This is a genomic window from Hymenobacter sp. AT01-02 (genome assembly GCF_000961955.2).
In the GTDB taxonomy this organism is placed as follows: Bacteria; Bacteroidota; Bacteroidia; order Cytophagales; family Hymenobacteraceae; genus Hymenobacter; species Hymenobacter mucosus.
In genome coordinates, this window is record NZ_JZIR02000017.1 from 77,219 (window position 1) to 100,740 (window position 23,522).

21 protein-coding genes are annotated in these 23,522 nt (G+C 55.7%); 15 read left to right on the forward strand and 6 right to left on the reverse strand.

Annotated features, from left to right (window positions below; translation table 11 throughout):
* Positions 1 to 35: 35 nt before the first annotated feature.
* The 3 genes from VI25_RS07850 to VI25_RS07860 all read right to left on the reverse strand — a co-directional run bounded on the left by VI25_RS07850 (position 36) and on the right by VI25_RS07860 (position 2,537).
* A complete protein-coding gene (locus VI25_RS07850; protein ID WP_045688089.1) occupies positions 36 to 458 on the reverse strand; it encodes a transposase in 423 nt (140 codons plus the stop codon).
* Between the two features lie 308 nt (positions 459 to 766).
* Complete coding sequence (locus tag VI25_RS07855; RefSeq protein WP_045688090.1) at positions 767 to 1,549, reverse strand: DUF2490 domain-containing protein; 783 nt, start codon at positions 1,547 to 1,549, stop codon at positions 767 to 769.
* A 79-nt stretch (positions 1,550 to 1,628) separates the two neighbouring features.
* Positions 1,629 to 2,537 (reverse strand): M28 family peptidase, encoded by a 909-nt coding sequence (locus tag VI25_RS07860; RefSeq protein ID WP_045688091.1) that lies wholly within the window; start codon positions 2,535 to 2,537, stop codon positions 1,629 to 1,631.
* Between the two features lie 97 nt (positions 2,538 to 2,634).
* Here VI25_RS07860 and VI25_RS28390 point away from each other — a divergent pair, with 97 nt between their 5' ends.
* Positions 2,635 to 2,769, forward strand: a complete 135-nt coding sequence (locus VI25_RS28390; RefSeq protein WP_316934285.1) for a hypothetical protein — start codon at positions 2,635 to 2,637, stop codon at positions 2,767 to 2,769.
* Positions 2,770 to 2,816: 47 nt separating this feature from the next.
* A complete protein-coding gene (locus tag VI25_RS07865; RefSeq protein WP_316934288.1) occupies positions 2,817 to 3,557 on the forward strand; it encodes a flavin reductase family protein in 741 nt (246 codons plus the stop codon).
* Between the two features lie 170 nt (positions 3,558 to 3,727).
* Here the strand turns inward: VI25_RS07865 and VI25_RS07870 are convergent, their stop codons facing one another.
* Both VI25_RS07870 and tsaE read right to left on the reverse strand, forming a co-directional pair.
* Positions 3,728 to 4,957 carry an alanine dehydrogenase gene (locus VI25_RS07870; protein WP_045688093.1) on the reverse strand — a complete coding sequence of 410 codons (1,230 nt, stop codon included), beginning with the start codon at positions 4,955 to 4,957 and terminating at the stop codon, positions 3,728 to 3,730.
* A 91-nt stretch (positions 4,958 to 5,048) separates the two neighbouring features.
* Positions 5,049 to 5,474, reverse strand: coding sequence for a tRNA (adenosine(37)-N6)-threonylcarbamoyltransferase complex ATPase subunit type 1 TsaE (gene tsaE / locus VI25_RS07875; protein WP_045688094.1), 426 nt, complete (start codon positions 5,472 to 5,474; stop codon positions 5,049 to 5,051).
* Between the two features lie 276 nt (positions 5,475 to 5,750).
* Between tsaE and VI25_RS07880 the strand changes: the two genes are divergently transcribed.
* The 7 genes from VI25_RS07880 to VI25_RS07905 all read left to right on the forward strand — a co-directional run bounded on the left by VI25_RS07880 (position 5,751) and on the right by VI25_RS07905 (position 15,176).
* Positions 5,751 to 7,007, forward strand: a complete 1,257-nt coding sequence (locus VI25_RS07880) for a pyridoxal phosphate-dependent aminotransferase (protein ID WP_045688095.1) — start codon at positions 5,751 to 5,753, stop codon at positions 7,005 to 7,007.
* A 241-nt stretch (positions 7,008 to 7,248) separates the two neighbouring features.
* Entirely contained in the window at positions 7,249 to 9,699 is a 2,451-nt protein-coding gene (locus VI25_RS07885) for an outer membrane beta-barrel protein (RefSeq protein WP_045688096.1), read from the forward strand.
* Positions 9,700 to 9,875: 176 nt separating this feature from the next.
* Positions 9,876 to 10,079 carry a MarR family transcriptional regulator gene (locus VI25_RS26660; RefSeq protein ID WP_236704959.1) on the forward strand — a complete coding sequence of 68 codons (204 nt, stop codon included), beginning with the start codon at positions 9,876 to 9,878 and terminating at the stop codon, positions 10,077 to 10,079.
* Positions 10,067 to 10,306, forward strand: a complete 240-nt coding sequence (locus VI25_RS26665; RefSeq protein WP_236704960.1) for a hypothetical protein — start codon at positions 10,067 to 10,069, stop codon at positions 10,304 to 10,306. The genes VI25_RS26660 and VI25_RS26665 overlap by 13 nt, the downstream gene beginning before the upstream one ends.
* Positions 10,307 to 10,486: 180 nt before the next feature.
* Positions 10,487 to 12,934 carry an outer membrane beta-barrel protein gene (locus VI25_RS07895; RefSeq protein WP_236704967.1) on the forward strand — a complete coding sequence of 816 codons (2,448 nt, stop codon included), beginning with the start codon at positions 10,487 to 10,489 and terminating at the stop codon, positions 12,932 to 12,934.
* Positions 12,935 to 13,081: 147 nt separating this feature from the next.
* Positions 13,082 to 13,981, forward strand: a complete 900-nt coding sequence (locus VI25_RS07900; protein ID WP_045688097.1) for a LysR substrate-binding domain-containing protein — start codon at positions 13,082 to 13,084, stop codon at positions 13,979 to 13,981.
* A gap of 178 nt (positions 13,982 to 14,159) precedes the next feature.
* On the forward strand, positions 14,160 to 15,176 hold the full coding sequence (locus VI25_RS07905) for a YeiH family protein (RefSeq protein WP_236704968.1): 1,017 nt from the start codon (positions 14,160 to 14,162) through the stop codon (positions 15,174 to 15,176).
* 173 nt (positions 15,177 to 15,349) lie between these two features.
* On the opposite strand, the gene VI25_RS07910 is transcribed toward VI25_RS07905, so the two are convergent.
* Positions 15,350 to 16,915, reverse strand: a complete 1,566-nt coding sequence (locus tag VI25_RS07910; protein ID WP_055562424.1) for a PglZ domain-containing protein — start codon at positions 16,913 to 16,915, stop codon at positions 15,350 to 15,352.
* Positions 16,916 to 17,251: 336 nt separating this feature from the next.
* Here VI25_RS07910 and VI25_RS07915 point away from each other — a divergent pair, with 336 nt between their 5' ends.
* From VI25_RS07915 to VI25_RS07940, 6 genes are all read left to right on the forward strand, one after another.
* Positions 17,252 to 18,481 (forward strand): HD domain-containing protein, encoded by a 1,230-nt coding sequence (locus tag VI25_RS07915; RefSeq protein ID WP_045688098.1) that lies wholly within the window; start codon positions 17,252 to 17,254, stop codon positions 18,479 to 18,481.
* A 112-nt stretch (positions 18,482 to 18,593) separates the two neighbouring features.
* The gene (gene lpxD, locus VI25_RS07920) at positions 18,594 to 19,634 is read left to right on the forward strand and encodes a UDP-3-O-(3-hydroxymyristoyl)glucosamine N-acyltransferase (protein ID WP_045688099.1); all 1,041 of its coding nucleotides are present in this window, start codon (positions 18,594 to 18,596) and stop codon (positions 19,632 to 19,634) included.
* Positions 19,635 to 19,771: 137 nt separating this feature from the next.
* A complete protein-coding gene (locus VI25_RS07925; RefSeq protein ID WP_045688100.1) occupies positions 19,772 to 21,166 on the forward strand; it encodes a bifunctional UDP-3-O-[3-hydroxymyristoyl] N-acetylglucosamine deacetylase/3-hydroxyacyl-ACP dehydratase in 1,395 nt (464 codons plus the stop codon).
* A gap of 97 nt (positions 21,167 to 21,263) precedes the next feature.
* The gene (gene lpxA / locus VI25_RS07930; protein WP_045688101.1) at positions 21,264 to 22,064 is read left to right on the forward strand and encodes an acyl-ACP--UDP-N-acetylglucosamine O-acyltransferase; all 801 of its coding nucleotides are present in this window, start codon (positions 21,264 to 21,266) and stop codon (positions 22,062 to 22,064) included.
* A 110-nt stretch (positions 22,065 to 22,174) separates the two neighbouring features.
* The gene (locus VI25_RS07935; RefSeq protein ID WP_045688102.1) at positions 22,175 to 22,807 is read left to right on the forward strand and encodes an ABC transporter ATP-binding protein; all 633 of its coding nucleotides are present in this window, start codon (positions 22,175 to 22,177) and stop codon (positions 22,805 to 22,807) included.
* A gap of 302 nt (positions 22,808 to 23,109) precedes the next feature.
* Entirely contained in the window at positions 23,110 to 23,475 is a 366-nt protein-coding gene (locus VI25_RS07940; protein WP_045688103.1) for a hypothetical protein, read from the forward strand.
* Positions 23,476 to 23,522 lie beyond the last annotated feature (47 nt).

Here is a 23,522-nt window from a genome sequence, read left to right on the forward strand (position 1 = left end):
GCACAAACGCTATAGTTTCGCTAACTACTATAGTTTTACCCTTGCCGGAACCGTTCCCAGCGTATCATCATGTACTTGTCGCCCAACTCCGTGACGATGAGACCAGCTTCTTTTAGATTTTCCGGCTTTAGAAAAAAATCAGTAAGCTCCTTCTGGTTCAGTATTTTATACGTAGGATGATATTCCGTCTGCCGGGGCGCCTTCACGCCATATTTCTTTACCCAGTTCATCACTGAGACATGGCTGACACCGAGTAGGCGCTCAATCTCACGGTAGCTTACTCCCTCCACAAATAGTTGCAGAGCTTTTATCACGTAGTAGGAGTTAATTTCCTTCCCAGCCTTAGCAACGGAGAAGTGGTACCCACAGTTCTTGCACTTGTACCGCTGCCTACCGCCCACAATGCCGCTTTTGGTAGCTTCTGTCGATTCGCATTTGGGGCAGTGAAGTTGAGACATAGTATGTGAGTGAGTGGTTACTTATGAAGCTATAGCTATTTAGTAAAGATATATTATTTTAGCAAGTATTACTCCCAATTTGGATTCCGCTACGGACTTTGCACTGGCTGCCAAAGCAACATCTTCACCTCGCGCTTTTTGCTTAAGCCTGTATATACGACTACCCCACTGCCTTGGATTGCACCTACGGACAGTTATGTTGCTAAGGCTATAGTTTGCACCCAATACCCAGCGCCTACCCTGCCGAAAAGCCCCGTCATCTGAGCGTCATGCTCTCCCCTTGCACGCTTGCTTACTGCGCAAGTACGCTACAGAGCTTTGCCATGGGTAAGGTCTAGATCGTAGAGTACGTTCAGCCGAAATCCATTGTTGATTTCAAACACGGGCCGCTGGGAAGCCGGTTCGGGGGTAGCGTGCTGGCTGATTTGGAAGAGGTAGTTCAACTCCACTTTTGCGTTGCTGGTGAACTGGTAGCCGAGCCCTCCCGATAGGCGGTTCTGGTTAAAGACATTGTTGCCCACATTGCGGCCAAACCCCATAAATAGCTCATCGAAGGCATTTACATACCACTCCCCATCATCAACTGCCGCGCCCTTCAATGGATACTGCCCCGACAACTGGTAGCGGATGCGGTTCTGGTAGGCCCACTCTTGCACGCGGCCCTGCCCTTCTCGCGCCCGGGTACCTAGCCAGCGCTGCTCCAGCCGAATGCGGTGGGTAAGACTTACCCGGCCAAGTTTATCGGCCAAGGAAATGTCTTCGTACAGGCGGTGCTCAGGCTCGGGCCGGTTGGGTACGGTGGGGTATTCGCCGTAGCGGTGGGTTTGGAAGTACGTGTAGCCACCTGAAGCCTCCACCCGTTGCGACAGGGTGTGCACTACGCCTAGGCGGGCCAACTGCTGCTGGGGAGCCCGCACCCAGTTCATGCGCCGCCACTGGTACTCTGTGTGCACGGCCCATTTTTCCGTTACTCGGTGGTCTCCGGAATACACAAACCAGCCAAGAGTATTGCGGTCAGTGAGGCGAGGGGTTTGACTGTACGCGCTAGACGTCAGCGCGCAGCAACAGAGTAGCAGGAGTTTTTTCTTCATCAGGAATGCCTTGAATGCATGCAAAGGCACTCCCCTGAATGTACGCCCCTCAGCCCGTTGAGTTGGCAAAGCGCGGCAATTACAGGGCGCAGAGAGTAGTCAGAACGGCATCAACCGCCAGCCCCAACCGGCGCATATCCAACCGGGCTAGGGTGTCAGTAGGCTCGTGGTAGCTTTTATTGCGGTAGAAAGCCGTATCGGTGAGCAGCAGGGCGGGGTAGCCAAAATGCCAGTAGTTGAGATGATCCGAGAAGTCGATGCCTGGCAGCCAAGCCGGCGCTTTAAACCGCTTTACGGGCAGGGTAGCCGCGGCTTGGTAGCGCCGGGCAAACTGGCGCCCAAAGCGGCCATTGCCCAATTTCTGCGCTACCGTCACGTAGTTGCCGCGGCTGCCGAACAGCAATTTCAACGGCCCCAAGGGGTAGTCTTGGGTGCCCTTTCGGTCATCGTAGTAGCCCAGCATTTCCAAGGCTATCATACCGCGCACGGGCACTGCGGCCGCGTGCAGGGACTGGGCGTGCACGTAGCTGCCCATCTGCTGAGTGCGAAAAAAGGGCGGTTCCTCCAGGGTGTAGGCTACTACATCAATACGACAAGGCAATTGTTTTTGCTGGCCCAGCAGGCGCGCCAGCTCCAGCAGGGCCGCCACTCCGCTACCATTATCATCGGCGCCAGGCTGCTCCCCGCATACATCGTAGTGCGCTCCCACAACAACGCGCGGGCCACCTGCGGGACCGAAGCTACCAAGGATATTGCGGTACGTGCGGCCATTGACTGTATAAGGCTGCTCTGTAGGTTGGGCGCCGGCAGCCCCTAACTGCGCCTTGATATAGGCAGCTGCCTGGTTAAGGCTAGCTTCGTGAAGGTAATTGCGCGGCTCGGGGGTGGTAGTAAGAGCTAGCAGGTCGCGACGTAAGCGGACGGTATCGGCCGTTTGTGCTGAACTGAATAAAGGTAGTAGTAGCGCTAGGAAGAGGAGACGCACCATCGGAAAACAATAGGGATATATGGTCCCAAGATAGTAGAGCACTACTTTTGGTTGCCTCGGCATCCACTTTCTTTCTCTTCGCCTATCCCACCCCTGCATGTCCGTCCCTACCCCATTCCGCCGCGTCGTTCCTTCCGACTTGAAAGCCAGTGACTGGCACGCCTTCATGGTGGGGGCCGTGGCTCCCCGGCCCGTGGCTTTTGTAAGTACCAGGATGCCGAAGGCAGCGTAAACCTCAGCCCCTTCAGCTTCTTTAACTGCTTTGGGTCCAACCCACCCATACTGGTGTTCTCGCCCGCCAACCGCGTGCGCGACAACTCCCGCAAGCATACCCTGGACAACGTGCGCGAGGTGGCAGAATGTGTTATCCATATCTGCGACTACGCCATGGTAGAGCAGATGTCACTGGCCAGCACGGAGTACGCCAAGGGCATCAACGAGTTTACGAAGGCGGGCTTCACGGCGGTGGCTAGTGAGCAAGTACGCCCGCCGCGCGTGCTGGAAGCCCCGGCTGCCTTTGAGTGCGTGGTGGAGCAAGTACTTGAGTTGGGCACCAACAACGGGGCCGGCAACCTAGTGATTTGCCGGGTAGTGCTGGCTCACTTCCGCGAAGACATCATCCTTCCCTCGGGCGTGGGCATCGACCCGCAGCAGCTTGATGCCATTGCGCGCCTCGGCGGCGACTGGTACACCCGGGCCTCGGGCGCCAGCCTGTTTGAGGTACCCAAGCCCAACCGCAACCTGGGTATTGGTATTGACCAGCTGCCCGAACATATCCGCACCTCTGATATTCTGACGGGTAACAACCTGGGCCGGCTAGCCAATATTGAGCAGCACGCTATACCCACTCCCGAAGAAGCGCAAGCTTTCAGGAAGGAGCCCTTGATAGCCTACACGCTCAACAAAACCGCTGGCACTCCGGAGCAGCACCGGGCGCTAATGTGGCTGGGCAAGCAGTTGCTGGAGGAAGGCCGGCTGCTAGATTCTTGGAAGGTGCTACTGCTGGCCGATGCGCTATAGCCCCTACTAAGTGCGCAAGCAGCTATAGCCACCTGCGCTACCTTTTTCCTGTTCTTGAATCTGCTCGTAGCTCTAACGGCTACATCACACAATTGCCCTGCCATATCTCACCGGAGAGCTGTCTATCGGTAGAGATTCGGCAGGGCAACCTGTTTGTCGGGAAACCACGACTAATTCCGCACGGCAATCATCAGCGCTAGTTCTTTGTAGCGCATGTTGAATTTCTTGGCAATGCTGGCGTTAGTGAGAGACCCTTTGTATACGTACACGCCCGAGCGGAAATGCTCATTAGTAAACAGCACTTCATTGATACCGCCGTGCTGGCTGATTTCCTGCAAAATGGGTGTAAAAATGTTGCTCAGCGCATTGGTGGCAGTACGGGGCACCCGCGACGCAATATTGGGCACGCAGTAGTGAATCACGTCGTACTTGCGGAATACCGGCTTGCTATGGCTGGTCATTTCGCTGGTTTCAAAGCAGCCACCCTGGTCAATACTGACGTCGATAATTACGGAGCCAGGCGCCATCTGCGACACCACCTCCTCCGAAACCATAAAGGGAATCCGGCCTTCCTCGGCATTCAGGGCCCCAATTACCACGTCTGCGCGTCGAATTTGCTGGCTGAGCGCATAGGTATCGAGGGTGCTGGTATAGAGTTGCGGGGTGCACAGGTTCATCTTGAGACGGCGCAGCTTGTAGAGGTGGTTGTCAAACACCTTTACTTCGGCCCCGAGGCCCGTAGCGGCGCGGGCAGCATACTCGGCCACGGTGCCCGCACCCAAAATAACCACTTGCGACGGCGGCACGCCCGTAATTCCTCCCAGGATAATGCCTTTACCCTCGTTAGAGCGGGCTAAATACTCGGCCGCAATCAGCATAACGGTAGAGCCAGCAATTTCCGACATGGCCCGCACCACCGGCCGCGCACCCGACGGGTCTTTAATCAGCTCAAAGCTGATGGCATTGATTTTTTTGCGTGTTAGCGCCGTGATGTACTCACTCGTGAGGGAGCCAAACTGCAGGGCCGAAATCAGGGTCTGCCCGGCCCGCATAAACTCAATCTCATCGTAGGTAGGCGGCGCTACTTTCAGGATGATATCGGCTTGGTACACCTCCTTCTGCGAGTAGGCAATGGTAGCGCCAGCCTCCGAGTAATTGTGGTCGGAGTACTTGCTGGGCTCACCGGCGCCGCTTTCCATAAGAATTTCGTGCCCGCCTTCTACTAGGTGCTTTACGGCCTCCGGTGTTAGGCAGAGCCGGTTTTCCTGCAAGGAAGTTTCGCGGGGCAGCCCGATGTACAGCTTGCGCTTGCGCGTTTCCACGGCCAGCATGGATTCCTGGGTGAAGTAGGCGCGGCTCGTAGCCAGCGACTCGAATCCGGGGGGTACTGCTTCGGGCATTCTATTGTCAATTATTACGTAACACGTCGGAATCAAGCATGAACCACGGCCGGCTGCATTGGTAAGCTTCTGGCCGTCAAATTGTTCAGCATTAATTACTAATTGTTAGCTCCCTCGATGAGGGTCCGGTGGCGTGGAGAGTGATGAGCAGCCGCTCTGGCGGGAGCAGGGTTTCAATGCGGCTGGGCCACTCTATTAGGCAAAGATAGCCAGAATCGAAGTACTCCAACGCGCCAATGCCTTCTGCTTCACGCGGGTCATTGAGGCGGTAGAAGTCGAAATGGTAGATTGGCTGGTTCTGGGCGTCGCGGTATTCGTTGACGAGGCTAAAGGTGGGGCTGCTCACCTCATCCGCGACACCCAGGCTCTGGCATAGCGCTTTGATGAACGTGGTTTTGCCAGCCCCCATTTCGCCTTCAAAGCAAATGATGGAGTGCCCCTGAATAGCGGCGCGAACTTGGACAGCGGCTTCTGGCAAGGCCGCCAGCGCAGGTATGAGAACAGTTTGAACAGCCATGTGATAACCCAGAGCCGGACTTCACTGGTTGGCTCCAGAACTACAAATTTGGCTATTCTGCGCCAGATATACGCGAGTTGCCTGCTTTCAAGCGCAAATAGCCTTGGTTCCCTACTGTAACGCAACGCCTGCTGCGTCTACTATCCCACTTCTAGCCAAGTTCCGGCGCACAAACCACCTACCAGCCGGTTAGCTGTTTTGGCGAGTTCTAACGTAGGCCTGAACTCACACTTGCGCGAGTCCTCTATCTTTGACCGACGCTAATCAACACCAACCATGCAAGTTTCCCGAATGGCCGGTAGCCTCATTGGCTCCGAAATCATCAAAATCGGCAACGAAGTCAACGATATGATTCGCAAGGGGGAGCAGATCTGCAACCTCACCATTGGCGACTTTGACCCGTCTATTTTCCCCATTCCCGCCGGGTTGCAAACGGAAATCACCCGGGCCTACGAGGCCGGGCATACCAACTACCCACCCGCTAACGGTATGGCTGCGTTGCGCGATGCTGCGGCGGCTTTTACCAAAGAACGGCTGGGCCTGGAGTATTCGGCCAACGACTACTTGGTAGCTGGTGGCTCGCGCCCGCTCATCTACGCTACCTACCTCGCGCTGGTAGACCCCGGCGACAAAGTGGTATTTCCGGTGCCAAGCTGGAACAACAACCACTACTGCCACCTTTCCTCGGCCGAGGCTGTGATGGTGGAAACGCGGCCGGAAAACAACTTCATGCCTACTGCTGAGGAGGTAGCTCCCCACTTGGCGGGCGCTACGCTGCTGGCTTTGTGCTCCCCGCTCAATCCTACAGGCACTGTTTTCAGCAAAGAAGGCCTAGAGGCCATCTGCGACTTGGTACTGGCGGAGAACAGGCGTCGGCAGCCGGGCGAAAAGCCCCTCTACCTCCTATACGACCAGATTTACTGGCTGCTCACCTTCGGCGCTACCGAGCACTACGACCCGGTGAACCTACGGCCCGAGCTACGCGAGTACACCATTTACATTGATGGCATTTCCAAGTGCTTGGCCGCTACCGGCGTCCGGGTAGGCTATGCGTTCGGGCCGGCTACCGTCATCGACAAGATGAAGGCCATTTTGGGCCACGTAGGTGCCTGGGCACCCAAGGCCGAGCAAGTGGCCACGGCCAAGTACCTGCCCGAGACGACTGAGGTTGACAGTTTTCTAGGGGCGTTCAAGGAGAAGGTACAAGCCAGCCTGCAAACCTTGCATGAAGGCCTGCAAACCATGAGAGCCGATGGCCTCCCTGTGGATTCTATGATTCCAATGGGCGCCATCTACCTCACGGCCAAACTGGATGTGCTGGGCAAAACCACTCCAGCGGGTCAGGTCCTGAGCACCACCAAAGAGCTGACCTCCTACCTCATTAGCGAGGCCCGTTTGGCGCTGGTTCCGTTCAGCGCATTCGGCACAGACGGTACCGCACCGTGGTTCCGCATGTCGGTAGGCGGGGCGTCGCTGGAGTCTATTGAGGCTGCTCTACCACGCCTACGTGCTGCACTAAGCGCACTAGTATAGTCCCTTCTTACCGTCGGGGTTTAACAAAGGCCCTGGGCTCGAAGCAGAAATATTGGTTCTGTTTCGAGCTCAGGGCCTTTGCTGTAATAGTACCCCCCAATCATTTCAGAAAATATATTAGGCCCTACGCTAATCTTTTTATCTTTCGGGCTACCGAACTGCTCACTGACGCGCTCTACGAGGCCGTTTGCTCCACAACCGCCTACTGCACGATGTTGCTGTCTTCTAACTCATCGTGAATATGTCTTTACCAGTGCCCGGCCCTGCAAGTCGGTTTTTACTAACAGTTAGTGCCACGCTGATTTCCTTCGTGGTTTATGCTCAAACCCAGCCCGCGGCTGTACAGGGAAGTGTGCGCGCAGGGACGGGCCCGGCCTTGGAATACGTCACCATTACGCTACACCGGGCCACCGATTCGGTGGCGGTCAAAACGGAATTTAGTGATGCCTCGGGCGCGTACCAGATCATGGCAGCGCCAGGCCGCTACCTGTTATCAGGCGCGCAGTTGGGATATGGCCGGGCGTGGTCAGGGCCCTTTGATTTATCGGCGGCAGGACTAGTACTCCCCGTTCTTCAACTAATGCCCAGCGCCGCTACCGCTCTGGGCGGCGTAACAGTAACCGGGACAAAAGCCCAGTTCGAGCGCCTCGCCGACCGCACCGTGGTGAATGTGGAAGATACCCCGCTTAGTGCGGGCAACACCACTTTGGATGTTTTGAACCGGGCCCCTGGGCTCACTATAGACGCCAACGATAACCTGAGCCTGCGGGGAAAGTCGGGCCTGCTGGTGCTGATTGATGGCAAGCGCCAGCCCATGACGGGTACCGAATTGGTCAACTACCTACGTTCCTTACCCGCCGAGCAAGTCCACAATATCGAGCTGATCACTAACCCGCCTGCCAAGTACGACGCCCAGGGCGGGGCCGGCATCATTGCCATCAACCTTAAGAAGGACCAGCGCCAGGGCACCAACGGCACCGTCAATGCCAGCTACGGCCGCGGACGATATGGCAAGTTTACCTCGGGCCTAAGCCTCAACCATCGCCACAAGGGCCTCAACGTGTTTGGAACCTATGCCTACGCCGACCGGCAAGGCTTTCAGGAGCTTGATTTTTACCGCACATTCTACCAAGACAATGCGGTAGCGAGAACCAGCATCCAAAACAACGACAGCCGCACCCACTTGCAGTCCCACACCTGGCGGGCCGGCCTGGATTATAACGTATCGGCGCGCACGCAGGTAGGTCTAGTCGTTAGCGGGTTAGATAGCCGCTACCCGTTTAATGGCCCAAGTACCACACAGGTATTTGATGCCCAAGGCATTCTTAGCACTCGTTTTGCGTCTCAAAACTACCGGGTGCTGCGCACTCCCAACCAGACCGCCAGCATATCGGTGCGCCATTCGCTCCGGGCCGACTCTAGCGGCACGCCCGAGCTATCGGCCGATGTTGACTATGCCCGCTACCCCACCACCCGGACCCTACAGTTGCTAAGCATTTTCGAGCTGCCGGCGCGCACGCCCATCTTGCTGACGGGAGACCAGGACGGCCGCTTGACTATTGGGTCGGCGCGCGCAGACTTTGTGCGCCCCCTCCCCCACAGTTTGCGATTGGATGCTGGCCTTAAGGCGAGCCAGGTGACGTCGGATAATGACGTGCTATTTGAGAATACGGTGGACGGGGAAACCACTATCGACGTCAACAAAACCAACCAGTTTCATTACAAGGAAACTATTGCGGCCGGCTATTTCAGCCTAACGCGCACCCGCCCGAACCTTACTATCACAGCGGGTCTACGGGGAGAAAATACCACTACTACCGGGCAGCAGCAAGTAGGCAACCAGCGCTTCAAACGGCAGTATTTCCAGCTTTTCCCGAACATAAGCCTCACCCGGACCTTAAGCGAGCAGCAGGCATTGGCCTTCTCGTTCAGCCGCCGCCTCGACCGCCCCACGTATAACCAGCTGAACCCCTTCCGCTCCTACATAGACGCTACCTCCTACCGCACCGGCAACCCTACCTTATACCCCCAAACCAGCTACGTAGCGGAGCTGACGCATACCTTAAAGCAGAAGTTCGTGACTGGCGTGAGCTACACCCGCACCAACCGGCCTATTCTGAACGTATCTCTGCTGGACATGGAGGGTATTGTAGCAGCTACGGACGTCAATCTTCGCACGCAGCATTACTACGCGGCTACCCTCACGGCCCCGTTTGAACTCGCCAAGTGGTGCAAGCTGTACACCAATGCCGAGGTATTTTACATCTACTTCGAGGGCACTTTAGCTGATGGTAGCACTCCGCCGCAAGGACGCCCCGGCGCCATCTTTACCTCCAACGCCAGCTTTACGCTGGGTAAGGGCTGGAGCGCCGACCTGAACGGCAACTACCACACCCCCGAGTTGTATGCCTTCCAGCGGGTTCGGTCGTTTGGGCAGGCTAGTGCGGGCGTACAGAAAGCAGTGGGCTCCCATGCTACGCTTCGCCTCAACGTAGCAGATATCTTCTATACCACTCCGCTGCGGGCAACGTCTACCTACGCATCTCTGCGGGAAACCTTCCGCACTGCACAGGATTCACGCTTTGCTACGGTGGCGTACACCTACCGCTTCGGCAACGACAAAGTTGCGGCGGCTCGCAAACGCTCTGGTGCTGCCGAGGACGAGAAACGCCGGGCTTCCTCAGTGCAGTAGTGCCATAGTACTGCCCTGCTGGTAGGCAAGTCAGCAGATGCGTTTTGCCTAAAAACGCTTTGAAGAGTGTCTTCCACTATGGAAGGTAATAGTAGAGTATTCTTGAAGTAACCGCTCTTTTACTGCCCCGGCAACTTCAATGATACATCATACACCTCTGTGCTATATCATCTTTCATGCTTTCCAGCATTATCTTCTATTCTCTGGACAAGGCCATTCGCCAGTACCGCAAGCTGGCGCAGGCCAACATTGACCGGGCGGGTATTGCCATTACCATTGACCAGTGGCTGGTGCTGCGGGTAATTCAGGAAAACGATGACCTAACCCAAAGCGACATTGGCGACCGTGTCTTTAAGGATCAAGCTCGGTGGCCCGCATAATCCGGTTGCTGCTGGATCAAAGGCTGCTAACGGCAGAGCCTCTACCCCACGATGGGCGGCGCACCCGCCTGCGGGTGTCGTTGCTGGGGCAGCAGACGCTGGATGCCGTGCAACCCGTCGTACTTCAAAACCGCAGCATTGCCTTGGAAGGCCTCTCGGAGGCGGATATACGCTTGGTACGCGACCTGCTTGAACGCATTTACCAGAACTGCCTCCCACCTGCCTGAATTACGCAGGAGCACGAGAAAACTAGAGTTAGTAAAGTTTCTACGTAGTAGATTTTGAATATACGAAACTCTTCGTATGTTCGTCTACGAACATATTCGTACTTACTCTCTCTATTGGGAGCGGGCTGGCCACCCGCCTCCGACGGCATCGTATTCCCCACTTCTTACTTGCTCTTGCGTATGGAAACCCTCATCAATGGGCTATTCCGGTGGCCCGCTATGTTCTTATGCCTGCTTTTTATAGCTCCTGCCTGGGCCCAAAGCACTGCTAGCCTAACCGGAGCCGTGCAGGAAAGCACTGGCAAACCCATTGAATTCGCTACCATCATCGTGCACCGGGCCGCCGATTCTGCAGTAGTTAAAACTGAGTTTAGCGACGCAACTGGCGCCTTTAGGTTTGAGGCGCTACCCGCCGGGCGCTACCTGGTTTCAGCCTCTCAACTGGGATTTGCGCGGACTTGGGCCGGGCCACTGGAAATTAGCAGCAGCACGTCGCTCCCCGCTCTAAAGCTAGCTCCTAGCGGTGCTACGGCCCTGAAAGAAGTGACAGTAATGGGGCAGAAGCCCATTTACCAACGTGAAGCTGACCGCACCATAGTGAACGTGGAAAATAGCACGCTAGCGGCTGGCAACACCACGCTAGACGTGCTCAGCCGCGCCCCTGGGGTAACGGTAGATGGCAACGATAACGTAGCTCTCCGTGGTAAACAGGGCCTGTTGGTACTGATTGATGGTAAGCGCCAGCCCATGACGGGTACCGAACTAGCCGACTATCTGCGCGCCCTACCTGCCGATCAGGTTAAGAACATTGAGCTGATCACTAACCCGCCTGCCAAGTACGACGCCCAGGGCGGGGCTGGCATCATTGCCATCAACCTTAAGAAGGACCAGCGCCAGGGCACCAACGGCACCGTCAATGCCAGCTACGGCCGCGGCTATTACAACAAGTTCAATGGAAGCCTGTCGATGAATCATCGCCACGACAAGCTTAACTTATTTGGCAGCTATTCCTATGCCAACCGCGGTGGCTTAGGCAAGCTGGATATCCACCGGGACTTTTACCGAACAGAGGGTACTGAGCGAGTATTTGTGGGTAGCAGCGACCAAGTGAACCGCCTCTATCCCACTACTCGCTCGCACGGTTGGAAGGCCGGAGTGGATTATACTCTTACCGACCACACGGTGGTAGGAGCCGTAGTGAGCGGTTTGGCGGCGCGAAACCCTCGGCTACCTGGCACGAATAGGACTACCCTGTACGACACGACCGGAGCATTGGATGACCAGTACACGGCCCAGGTAAACCGCAGTTTCCGCTCGCCCAACGCCACTGCTAACCTCAACCTGCGTCATACATTTGCCCCCGACTCCAACGGCACCCGCGAGCTAACGGCCGACGTCGACTACGCCCATTACGGCACGCAGCGCCTCCAGGACCTCACGACTACGTACCTATTATCGGGACGGCCTACTACGTTGCTTTACAGCAACCAGAACGGCGACCTTGCCATTCAATCGGTGAAGGCGGACTACGTGCAGCCACTGGCAAGACAGGCGCGCCTGGAAGTTGGGGCCAAGGCCAGCCGTGTGAATTCCGACAACGATGTGCAGTTTGAGAACACCGAAAACGGCGTGCGCACTGTAGATGTCAACCAGTCGAACCGATTTATGTACGACGAGCGGATTACGGCGGCTTACGTGAATTTCAACCAGACTCTAGGCAAGCTAAACCTGCAAGCTGGCCTGCGAGGTGAACAAACCCGTGCTACGGGCCATCAGGTAGTAGGCGATGCACGCTTTATCCGTCGTTACGCCCAGCTATTCCCCAGCGCCGCCCTAAAGCAAACCTTCAATGATCAGCACGAGGTAGCAGTATCGTTGAGTCGGCGCATCGACCGGCCTTCGTATCAGCAGCTAAACCCTTTTCGCATCATCGTAGATCCTACCACGTTTGAAGCGGGCAACCCCGGTTTACGCCCACAAACCAGCTACAACGTAGAGCTGACCCACACTTTCAAGCAGAAGTTTTCCACTGGCGTAAGCTATAGCATTACTCGCAACCCACTCATTGGTGTGGTGCAGCCCGAAACAGATAGCACTGTTGTGGCCACCACCGTAAACCTAGGCCAGCAGCACTACTACGCCCTTACGCTGACAGCTCCCGTGGAGCTTGCAAAGTGGTGGACGGTGTACAACAATGGCGTATTTTACTACAACCGCTTCACCGGCAACCTAGCCGGTACGGCCCTGAACCGGGGGCGCTTGGCCTTCACACTGACTAGTAACAGCACTTTCACATTTGGGAAAGGCTGGAGCGCCGAGCTAAACGGCAGTTATCAGTCGCGGGAGCAATACGGCTTCTTGGATGTGCGGCCCAACGGACAGCTTGCCTTAGGAATTCAGAAACTGGTGTGGAATCAAAAGGGCACGCTCAAGCTCAACGCTACCGATATTCTGTATACCAACAAGGTTCGGGCAATTTCCTCGTACAATAACTATGTGGAACGCTTCTATCAGCGCGGCGACGTACGCATTGTTACGCTGGCGTTTTCCTACCGCTTCGGCAACGACAAAGTAGCTCCTGCCCGCCGAACCGGGGGCGCCGAGGAAGAGAAACGCCGCGCAAATTAGCCTACCCGCTACTAAAACCCTGCGGGCAACTGTACCACTATCAACCCGGCTGCATAGTTAAGCACAGGCATAGCTTGCTGCGGTTACCACCCAAAGCATCCTTCGCGCCACCAACTTCTTATTCGGGCGGTAGTGTACCTTGCACCCATGCCCGATTATCGTTTACGCGTGTTTCAGTCTGTAGCCCGGCACTCGAGCTTTACCAAGGCGGCCCAGGAGCTTTTTATCACGCAGCCTGCCGTTACCAAACACGTCCGGGAGTTGGAGCGCACCTATGAGCAACGCCTGTTTGAGCGCCGTGGTAACCGCATCAGCCTTACCCCCGCCGGCCAAGCTCTTCTCACCCACGCCGACGCAGTAGCAACTCTAGACCAGCAATTAAGCGAAACCCTGCACGGCTTACGCAACGATGGTGGTGGACGCCTACGCCTGGGAGCCAGCACGACCCTAGCCCAGTACATCATTCCGCGGCTGCTTCCTGGCTTTCAGGCCCGCTACTCCCACGTTACGTTGACCTTACTCAACGGCAACTCCGAACAGGTGGCAGAAGCGCTGCTGCGCGGACAGTTGGACCTGGGTTTTGTGGAAGGGCGCAGCAAAAGCCGCGACTTACACTACGAGTTACTACTAGAGGATGAGCTAGTAGTAGTGCGCCAAGCCCGGACAGGTACCCCCGCGCCCATGCCACTAGCTGACGTGCTGCGCCAACCACTGGTGTTGCGCGAGCGAGGCTCGGGCACGCTAGAAGTTCTTGAGCATGCTCTGCGCGCCCACCAGCTCAAACTAAGCGACCTAGAGGTATCGTTTTACTTTAACAGTACGGAGGCTATTAAAACCTACCTGGAGGTAGCACCCGAAGCCGTAGGATTTGTGTCGCGGCAAGCCTTGCAAAAAGAAGTAGCGGCGGGTCTGCTGGAAATCGTGCCCGTTCCGGAGCTAATTCTGACTCGGCAGTTTGAGGCAGTTTGGCTGCAAGGCGAGCCTTTATCGGGAGCGGCCGACCGTTTCTTACAGTACGCCAAGCATCAATACCGCACACTTAGGTAAAACTGCTGGCTGGTCTAGGTGCTATTGAATAGATGAGTCAAAAATCCTGGCCCAACGAACTGACAGGCCGGGTAATCACCCTAACCGCATAACTTCTGGTAATAGCAGATAACAATTATTGGTTATCTGGGCAATGGACGCAGGTGTACTTTTGGGCACCCTATTTCATTCGCCCATCGTGAGTTCTACCAAGCTTCAAGCTTCTCAGGAAAAACTGCCTGCTAACGGTTTTCTACAGTGTTTTTACACTGCTCATTCTGTATTTGGTTACCACATTACGCTCCGGCAGGCTGTGTTCTTTATCTTGCTGGGCTTCTGCCTTACCCCGTGGGTTTCGCCGCCCCTGGCCCTGGCCCTTGGGTTGGTATTGGCTCAAACGGTAGGCAACCCGTTCAGCAACTACACCCGCCGTCTTACGCAGCGGCTGTTGCAGTTTTCAGTGGTGGGACTGGGCTTCGGTATGAACGCGCATTCGGCGGTAGCGGCCGGTAAAGAAGGGCTGCTCTTCACGCTTGCCTCCATATTCGGCACGCTGGTGCTGGGCTATGGTGTAGGTAAGTGGCTGGGTCTGGGACGCACTGTCGTGCACTTAATTTCCTGCGGCACTGCCATCTGCGGCGGTTCGGCTATTGCGGCCGTGGGGCCAGTTTTGCGCGCCCAGGACACGGAAATGTCGGCGGCGCTAGGCACGGTGTTCGTGCTCAATGCCATTGCCTTGTTCATTTTCCCGCCTATTGGCTACGCCCTGCAACTAACACAAACACAATTTGGCTTGTGGTGCGCCATTGCCATTCATGATACCTCCTCGGTGGTGGGTGCCGCTACGGCCTACGGCCACCAGGCCCTCGAAGTAGCCACCACCGTGAAGCTAGCCCGCGCCCTCTGGATTGTACCAGTAGCGCTGGGTACCGCCGTACTTTTTCGGCAACGGGGAGTGAAGATACAGGTTCCCTACTTCATCGTTGGATTCGTGGGAGCTATGCTACTCAATACGTTTGTACGGGAAGTTCACTCGTTCGGGCCCCTACTCGTTGCTCTAGCCAAGGAAGGGCTTACCGTAACGCTTTTCTGCATAGGAACAGGCTTATCAGCCACAGTGATAAAAGCGGTGGGAATCCGCCCCTACCTACTAGGTATGCTGCTCTGGGCGGCCGTTGCTGCGGCCTCACTGTATATGATTCGGCACGTTGTATGACGTTTGTCTTTCTAACAGCCAAGTTTGTGTGTTTCCTGGGCCCTTGAGGGCATTCACTCGGCCTCTAACAGAATAGGTATCCATGAGTTGCGTGCGCGGTTCTTTACGTCAACCACAACAAAAAAGGCTGGTCAGTTGACCAGCCTTTTTCGTGCGAAGCTAGGTTTTGGCTACTACCCTTTCGGGCTCAGCACTACGTAAGGAATAATGCATTCCTCCAGCGAAATGCCGCCGTGCTGGAACGTGTCCTTGTAGTAGTTCACGTAGTAGTTGTAATTGTTGGGGTAGGCGAAGAAGTAGTCGCCCACAGTAAAGACGTAAGCGGTGCTCACGTTCTCGCGGGGTAAGAATACCCGCTCCGGCTTACGCACCGTAAACACGTCGCGCGAATCGTCGAAGCCCAAGTTTTTGCCGTGCTTATAGCGCAGGTTCGTGTTCGTATTCCGGTCGCCCACAATTTTGTACGGGCGCTTCACCCGAATTGTGCCGTGGTCGGTGGTGATGATAAGCTTGCCCTTGCGCTCGGCAATCTGCTGCAACATTTCATACAGCGGGGAGTGCAGGAACCAGGAACGGGTGATGCTACGGTACGCCGACTCATCGGCGGCCAGTTCCCGAATCATGGCCATGTCGGTGCGGGCGTGGGAGAGCATGTCCACAAAGTTGTAGACAATGACGTTCAACTTGAAGTTATTGTGCAAGTTGGCCATTTTGCCCAGCAGGTCTTTACCCGCTTGCAGGTTGGTTACCTTATTGTAGCTGTACTTGGCTTTCTGCCCGGCTTTCTGGAACATGATTTCCATGAACTCGGCCTCGTGCAGGTTTTTGCCTTCATCGTCGTCATCCCATACCCACAGGTTGGGGTACTTTTTCTGAATGTCGCCGGGCATCATACCCGAGAAGATGGCGTTGCGGGCGTAGGCAGTAGTAGTCGGCAGAATACTGTAGTAAGTCTCCTCGGAGTCTACAGTAAACAACTCAGCAATGATAGGCTCCAGTACCTTCCACTGGTCGTAGCGCAGGTTGTCGATGAGCACGAAGTAAACGGGCGTGTCGCCGGTGTCTTTCAGCATCGGAAACACTCGCTCCTTAAACAGCTGGTGCGACATTAGCGGGGCCTCTTCGTCGCCGTTTACCCAGTCCTCGTAGTTTTCCGTAATGAAGCGGCCGAAGTAGGTATTGGCTTCGTCTTTCTGCATGTTGAAGACGTCGGCCATGCTCTTGCCTTCCGTCTCGTTGATTTCCAGCTCCCAGTACACCAGCTTTTTATACACTTCAGCCCACTCCGAAGCCGTAAGGCGGTCGGAGAGTTGCATGCCCAGTTGGCGGAAGTCGCGCTGGTAGCCGGAATTGGTTTTTTCGGACACGAGGCGCTTGTTGTCCAGCACCTTCTTCACCGCCAACAAAATCTGGTTGGGGTTAACGGGCTTGATGAGGTAGTCGGCAATTTTAGAGCCGATGGCTTCCTCCATGATGTGCTCTTCCTCGCTCTTGGTAATCATGACCACAGGCACGGTAGGCCGGATGGTTTTGATTTCGGTGAGGGTTTCGAGGCCCGTAAGGCCGGGCATATTTTCATCCAGAAACACGATGTCGTACGTCTGCTCCTGAATCTGCTCAATAGCATCGGCGCCGGAGTTAACGCCCGTCACGTCGTAGCCTTTGTCTTTGAGGAAGAGAATGTGTGGTTTCAGGAGGTCGATTTCGTCGTCGGCCCAGAGGATGCTGTATTGTTGCATGGATGGGGAATGTGAGATGGTACCCGGCACATGGGCGCTGGGCGTCATGAAACGAGCTTTATCAGTTGTGCCCGCCGCTGATAGACTCCAGAGAGCCCAAACAGCTTAAACAGGTTGCAACTAAAGTTTCGTAAGTAGCTTTACTCCCAATCCCAGGTTTTTGGTTTAAAAATTCTTGTTCCCCTATACTCGGGGCAGCAACTCGGCGGTAAAGTAGCCGAAAATTGTTGAGTGTTGCGTGGAGCGCAGGTTTTGGGCTCCTACGCAAGAAGATAAACCACGCTCCTCCGAATACGTTCACCGATGCGCAGAGCGTAAGCTCGGCGCTACCCTCCTATGAACAAAAAGAAAATCTTCAACGACCCGGTGTACGGCTTCGTCACGATTCCCACCGAGCTGTTGTTCGACCTGATTGAGCACTCCTATTTTCAGCGCCTACGCCGTATTCAGCAGCTTGGACTCACCTTATTTGTGTACCCTGGGGCCCTGCATACGCGCTTCCACCACGCCCTGGGCGCCATGCACCTGATGACCCTGGCCCTGCGCACGCTCAAAGACAAGGGCATCAAAATTTCGGCAAAGGAAGGCGAGGCCGCTATGGCCGCCATTCTCCTGCACGATATTGGCCATGGCCCCCTCTCCCACGCCCTAGAGCGCAGCATCTTCCACGAGGTGCACCACGAAGAACTAAGTTTGCACCTGATGCGCAAGCTCAATGCCGAGCACCATGGCGCCCTTGATCTGGCCATTCAGATTTTTGAGGGAACCTATACGCGGCCTTTTTTCCACCAACTGGTCAGCAGCCAGCTGGACATGGACCGCCTCGACTACCTCAACCGCGACTCGTTTTACACCGGCGTGCAGGAAGGCCGCCCCGGCGCCGACCGCCTTATTAAGATGCTGACGGTAGTGGACGAGAGGCTGGTGCTAGAGGAAAAGGCCGTATACAGCATCGAGAATTTCCTGGTAAGCCGCCGCCTGATGTACTGGCAGGTGTACCTGCACAAAACCGTAACTAGCGCCGAGCAGATGGTTATCCGGATAATGCAGCGGGCCCGCGACTTGGTGCGGGCGGGGCACCACGTACCAGCTTCCCCGGCCCTGCACTTCTTTCTTTCCCGCACCGTCACGCAGAAAGAGTTTGAGCAGGACGACCAAATCCTGCGCCGCTTCACTCGCCTCGACGATACGGATGTGTGGAGCGCCGTGAAGCTCTGGGCCGACCACCCCGACAAGGTACTAAACTACCTAGCACAAAGCCTATTAGACCGCCACCTGTTCAAAATCACGTTGCAAACGGAGCCTTTCGATGAAGAGTTTAAGCTGGGCATTGTGGAGCTGATTGCCGACCATTTTCGTTTGTCGTCAGAAGATGCGGCTCAGCTCATGCTCACCGGCCGCATCAGCAACAACGCCTACGACGCGGGCGGGCAAGACTCTATTGATGTGCTGACCAAGCGGGGCCGGGTGGTAAATGTGGCTGAGGCATCCGACCTGCCCAACATAAAAGCCCTAAGCCAACGCGTTGAAAAGCATTACATCTGCTACCCAAAGGAGATCCTCTAAACCGTTGTTAATAGCTGACAGCTAGACACTAGCCTGATTTTTCTACTCAGGGCGCTGCATGCCGCCTACCCAGCACCAAGTACCAACCCCTAATTTTCTCTACTTTTGCCCGATGGAATTTACCGTAGGCCAGATAGCAGAAGTACTGCACGGAGCAGTAGAAGGAGACGCCACCCAGCGCATCGACCGGCTGGCGAAAATTGAAGAGGCCCAAGCAGGCTCCCTCTCCTTTTTGGCAAACCTGAAATACGAACACCATTTGTACAGTACGGGCGCCTCGGCCGTCATTGTAAGCCGCACGCTAGAGCTGAAGCAGCCCGTTGCCACGGCTCTCATCCGGGTCGATGACCCCTACTCCAGCTTCACCACGCTACTGGAATTCTACCAGCAGGCCACGCGTACCGGCAAGCGCGGCGTAGAGGAACCCGCTTATATGGGCACTACCTCCCGCATTGGCGAAAACCACTACCGCGGGGCCTTTTCCTACATTGGCGAGAACTGCGAAATAGGGCAAGACGTCGTCATTTTTCCCCACGTGTTCATCGGCGACCGAGTGAAGATTGGGGATGGCACCATTTTATACGCCGGCGCAAAAATCTATGCCGAGACCGTTATTGGGAGCCGCTGCACTATTCACGCCGGGGCCGTAATTGGTTCCGATGGCTTTGGTTTTGCGCCCCAGCCCGATGGCTCTTACCGCACTATTCCGCAAATTGGCAACGTGGTGCTGGAAGATAATGTGAGCGTCGGGGCCAACGCGACCATCGACTGCGCTACCATGGGCTCCACTATTATTCGGGAGGGTGCCAAGGTGGATAACCTCGTGCAGATAGCTCATAATGTGGAGATTGGCCGACACACCGTAGTAGCGTCCCAGAGCGGCATTTCTGGCTCCACCAAAATTGGTGATTTCTGCGTGCTGGCTGGTCAAACCGGTATTGCGGGCCACTTAAACCTGGCCAACCGCACCACAGTCACGGCCCAGTCGGGCGTGGGCAAGTCCATTAAGCACGAAGGCGTACTGCTGCAAGGCTCGCCCGCCTTCAACCTGCGCGACAGTTTACGGTCCAACGCCATTTTTCGTCACCTTCCCGACCTGGAGCGCCGCCTAACTCAACTAGAACGCACCTCGCAGACGCCAGAAAAGTCCTAGCTTTGTGACCAAGACGTTTGAAGGCAGAAGCTGGAAGCTAGAAGGCAACCGTATAACTTCTGGCTTCCAGCTTCTGCTTTTTTACTTCTCTTCGCCGCAACTTCTAGCTCCTAGCTTCTGGCTTCTAGCTTCTTTAGATGAACGATAAGCAACACACCATCAAGGCCCCCGTCACCGTGAGTGGCATTGGTCTTCACACGGGCGCACAGGCTACCATGACGTTCTGCCCGGCCCCCATCAACCACGGCTACAAGTTCCAGCGCGTGGATTTGCCCGGCCAGCCCATTGTGGATGCCGACGTGGATAATGTGGTAGACCTATCCCGTGGCACCACCATTGAGCAGAACGGAGCCCGTGTCAACACGGTGGAGCACACGCTGGCTGCTTTAGTAGGCTTGCAGATCGATAACGTGCTGATTCAGTTGGATGGCCCCGAGCCGCCCATTATGGATGGCAGCAGCTACGAGTTCATCAAACCCCTGCACGAGGTAGGCCTTGAGGAGCAGAATGCCCTGCGCAACTACTTCGAGATTCCCGACGAAATTCGGTACGTGGACAACGCCCGGGCGGTAGAAATTGCCGGCCTGCCGCTGAATAACTACCGCCTCACGGTCATGGTGGACTATAATTCCCCCGTTCTGGGCTCCCAGCACGCTTCACTCACCGATATTTCTCAGTTTGAAAGCGAAATTGCCTCGTCGCGCACGTTTTGCTTTTTGCACGAACTCGAAGCGCTCTACAAACAAAACCTCATCAAAGGTGGCGACCTTAGCAATGCCATTGTGGTAGTAGACCGTGTGGTAAGCGAGGAAGAGCTAAGCGACCTGGCCGAAATGCTGGGCAAGCCGAAAGTGGCGGTTAAGAAAGAGGGCATCCTCAACAACGTGGACCTACGCCACAAGAACGAGCCCGCGCGCCACAAACTCCTAGACCTGGTGGGTGATTTGGCGCTGGTAGGCCGCCCCTTGAAAGGGCAGATTCTGGCCGCCCGGCCGGGCCACGCCGCCAACGTTGCCTTTGCCAAGCGCATCAAGAAAAAGATGCAGGAGGCCGATAGCAGCCCCATTCCTACCTACGACCCCTCGCGGCCGCCGGTAATGGACATCAACCAGATTGCGGCCACGCTGCCTCACCGCTACCCCTTCCTGCTCATCGACAAAATTATTCACTTAGATGCCAATACGGTGTCGGGGGTGAAGAACGTAACGATGAACGAGCCGTTTTTTCAGGGCCACTTCCCCGGCAACCCCGTGATGCCGGGCGTGCTGCAAATTGAAGCCATGGCGCAAACTGGCGGCATTCTTGTACTGAACACCGTGCCCGATCCCGAGAACTACTGGACGTACTTCATGGGAATTGAAAACTGCCGCTTCCGTCGCATGGTAAAACCCGGCGACACGATCATCTTCAAGTGCGAACTGCTGGCTCCTATTAAGCGTGGCATTGCCAAAATGGGCGGCAAAGCCTATGTCAACGGCAAAGTGGTAATGGAGGCCGAAATGTCCGCTAGCATTGTTCGAAAGGATAATTAAAAATTAAGGCTGAAGACTTCCGGATGGCTTACGCCGTTTTTACGGAGCCATCTGCTTCACTTTTTAGTTTTTGATTCCCCATTTTCAATTGAAAGGAATGAACCAACCACTCGCCTACATCCACCCCGAGGCTAAAATTGCGCAAAACGTAGTAGTAGAGCCCTTCACGACTATTGATAAGGACGTGGAAATCGGGGAAGGCACCTGGATTGGACCCAACGTCACTATCATGGCCGGGGCCCGGATTGGCAAGAACTGTAAAATCTTCCCGGGGGCCGTTATTGCGGCTCAACCCCAGGACCTCAAGTTCGCCGGCGAGAAAACTACTGTGCACATTGGCGACAACACCGTGATTCGCGAGTGCGTGACGGTGAACCGGGGCACCGTAGATAAGCTAAAAACGGTAGTAGGCAATAACTGCCTGCTCATGGCTTACGTGCACATTGCCCACGACTGCGTAATTGGCAATAATTGCATTCTGGCTAACACCGTGCAAGTAGCAGGTCATGTAGAAATTGGTGATTTTGCTATTGTCGGGGGCTCATCGGCCGTGCACCAGTTTGTACGCATCGGGCCGCACGCCATGATTTCGGGTGGCTCCCTGATTCGTAAAGACGTGCCGCCCTTCGTGAAGGCCGGCCGTGAGCCGCTGACTTACTCGGGCATAAATAGCATTGGACTACGCCGCCGGGGTTTCTCGGACCAGAAAATTGCCGAAATCCAACAGCTCTACCGCCTCCTATTCCTCAGTGGCCTGAACAACGCCGCTGCGCTCGACCAAATTGAGTTAGAGCTTTCCCCCTCTCCAGAGCGTGACGAAGTAGTGAATTTTATTCGCAACTCAGGCCGGGGCGTTATCAAGGGCTACTCCCGCAACGGCAACGGCGGCGCCGAGTAAACCGGGGAGTACGTACCCGGGGGTGAGCAGCAGGATTGGGGTAGGACCGTAGTCGTCCGGACCAGGTTCTGCTGCTCACCCTTTGCTTTTCTTTCTTTTACGCGCACCCTATGCTGCTAACCGCAACCGGACTTAGCAAACGCTTTGCCCGCGAATGGATTTTCCGCAACCTCACGCACGCATTTCATGCGGGCACGGCTACGGCCATCTTGGGGCCAAACGGCTCGGGCAAGAGCACACTGCTCAATACCTTATCGGGGCAGTTGCTGCCCAGCGAAGGCACGCTGACGTATGCGTACCAGGGAAAGCCCGTGGCGGTGGAAGAAGTGCCGACGTATTTGGCCTACGCTGCGCCGTATCTGGAGCTTATCGAAGAGCTGACCTTGACAGAATTGATTCAGTTTCATACTCGATTCAAGCCCCTCCGGCCCGGTCTTACCCCAGCGGCTCTAATTGAACTGATGTACCTGGAAAAGTCCCGCCATAAGCTAGTGCGCGATTTTTCATCGGGTATGAAGCAGCGCCTTAAGCTTGCTCTGGCTCTCTATGCCGAGGCTCCCTTACTCCTGCTCGACGAACCAACTACCAACCTCGACCGCACGGGTGTAGACTGGTATTTAGAGCACGTGCGGGCTACCTTAGCTGGCCGCACGGTGCTGGTGTCAAGCAATGTGCCCGAGGAGTACGACTTTTGCCAGGAGCAGTTGTTAATCACTGACTTCGGCGCTAAGGCCGCACGGTAGCGTGTTTAGGGAAGGGTAGCACAGCGAAGTGGCACCTGTGAAATAGCACGGTGCAAGGGGTAGGCGCACCTTGCCTATCCAAACAGCAGAGTGGTGTAGCCAGGCCGAAGAGTAGAGAAATAGAATCCGGTTTCTTAAAATTACTACGCACCGGAACTGCCTGATTTCGCAGCAGAAGCACTTTTTTCGCCCTATTGCGAAGCAGCAGCGTAACCTTCTGAAGGCTGCGGCACGTATCTTCGCAGCCGAAGTGCGGCTTTTTTCCTCCGAATTTATTCACCCTTACCGCCCCTAGCAAGGCCATGAGACAATACGACGACCTCGACGACGACTTCCTCGACGATGACGACGAGCTGGACAACTTCGCCAAGACCGGCGGCAGCAAAACCCGCGGCAATTCCGAAGACCAGCTCTCCGCCAAGTACGCCGACTACCTGATGTGGCGCGATACGGGTTCTTCCCACGACGAAGCGCTGGACCTCGCCAGCATGACCGAAGAAGAATTCACTACCGCTGAAGCCGCCGAAGATCCTGATGGCAGCCGTGGCTACGGCAGCCTCGATGATGAGGACGACGACTTCGCGGATGATGACGATGACGACGACTTTGGCAGCCACCGCACCGGCAGCGGCCGCCGTGGTTCCAGCTTCGACGACGATGATTTGTAAGATTTCTAGCTGCCTTTTAGGGTAGCTATACAAGAGAAAGGCCCCTG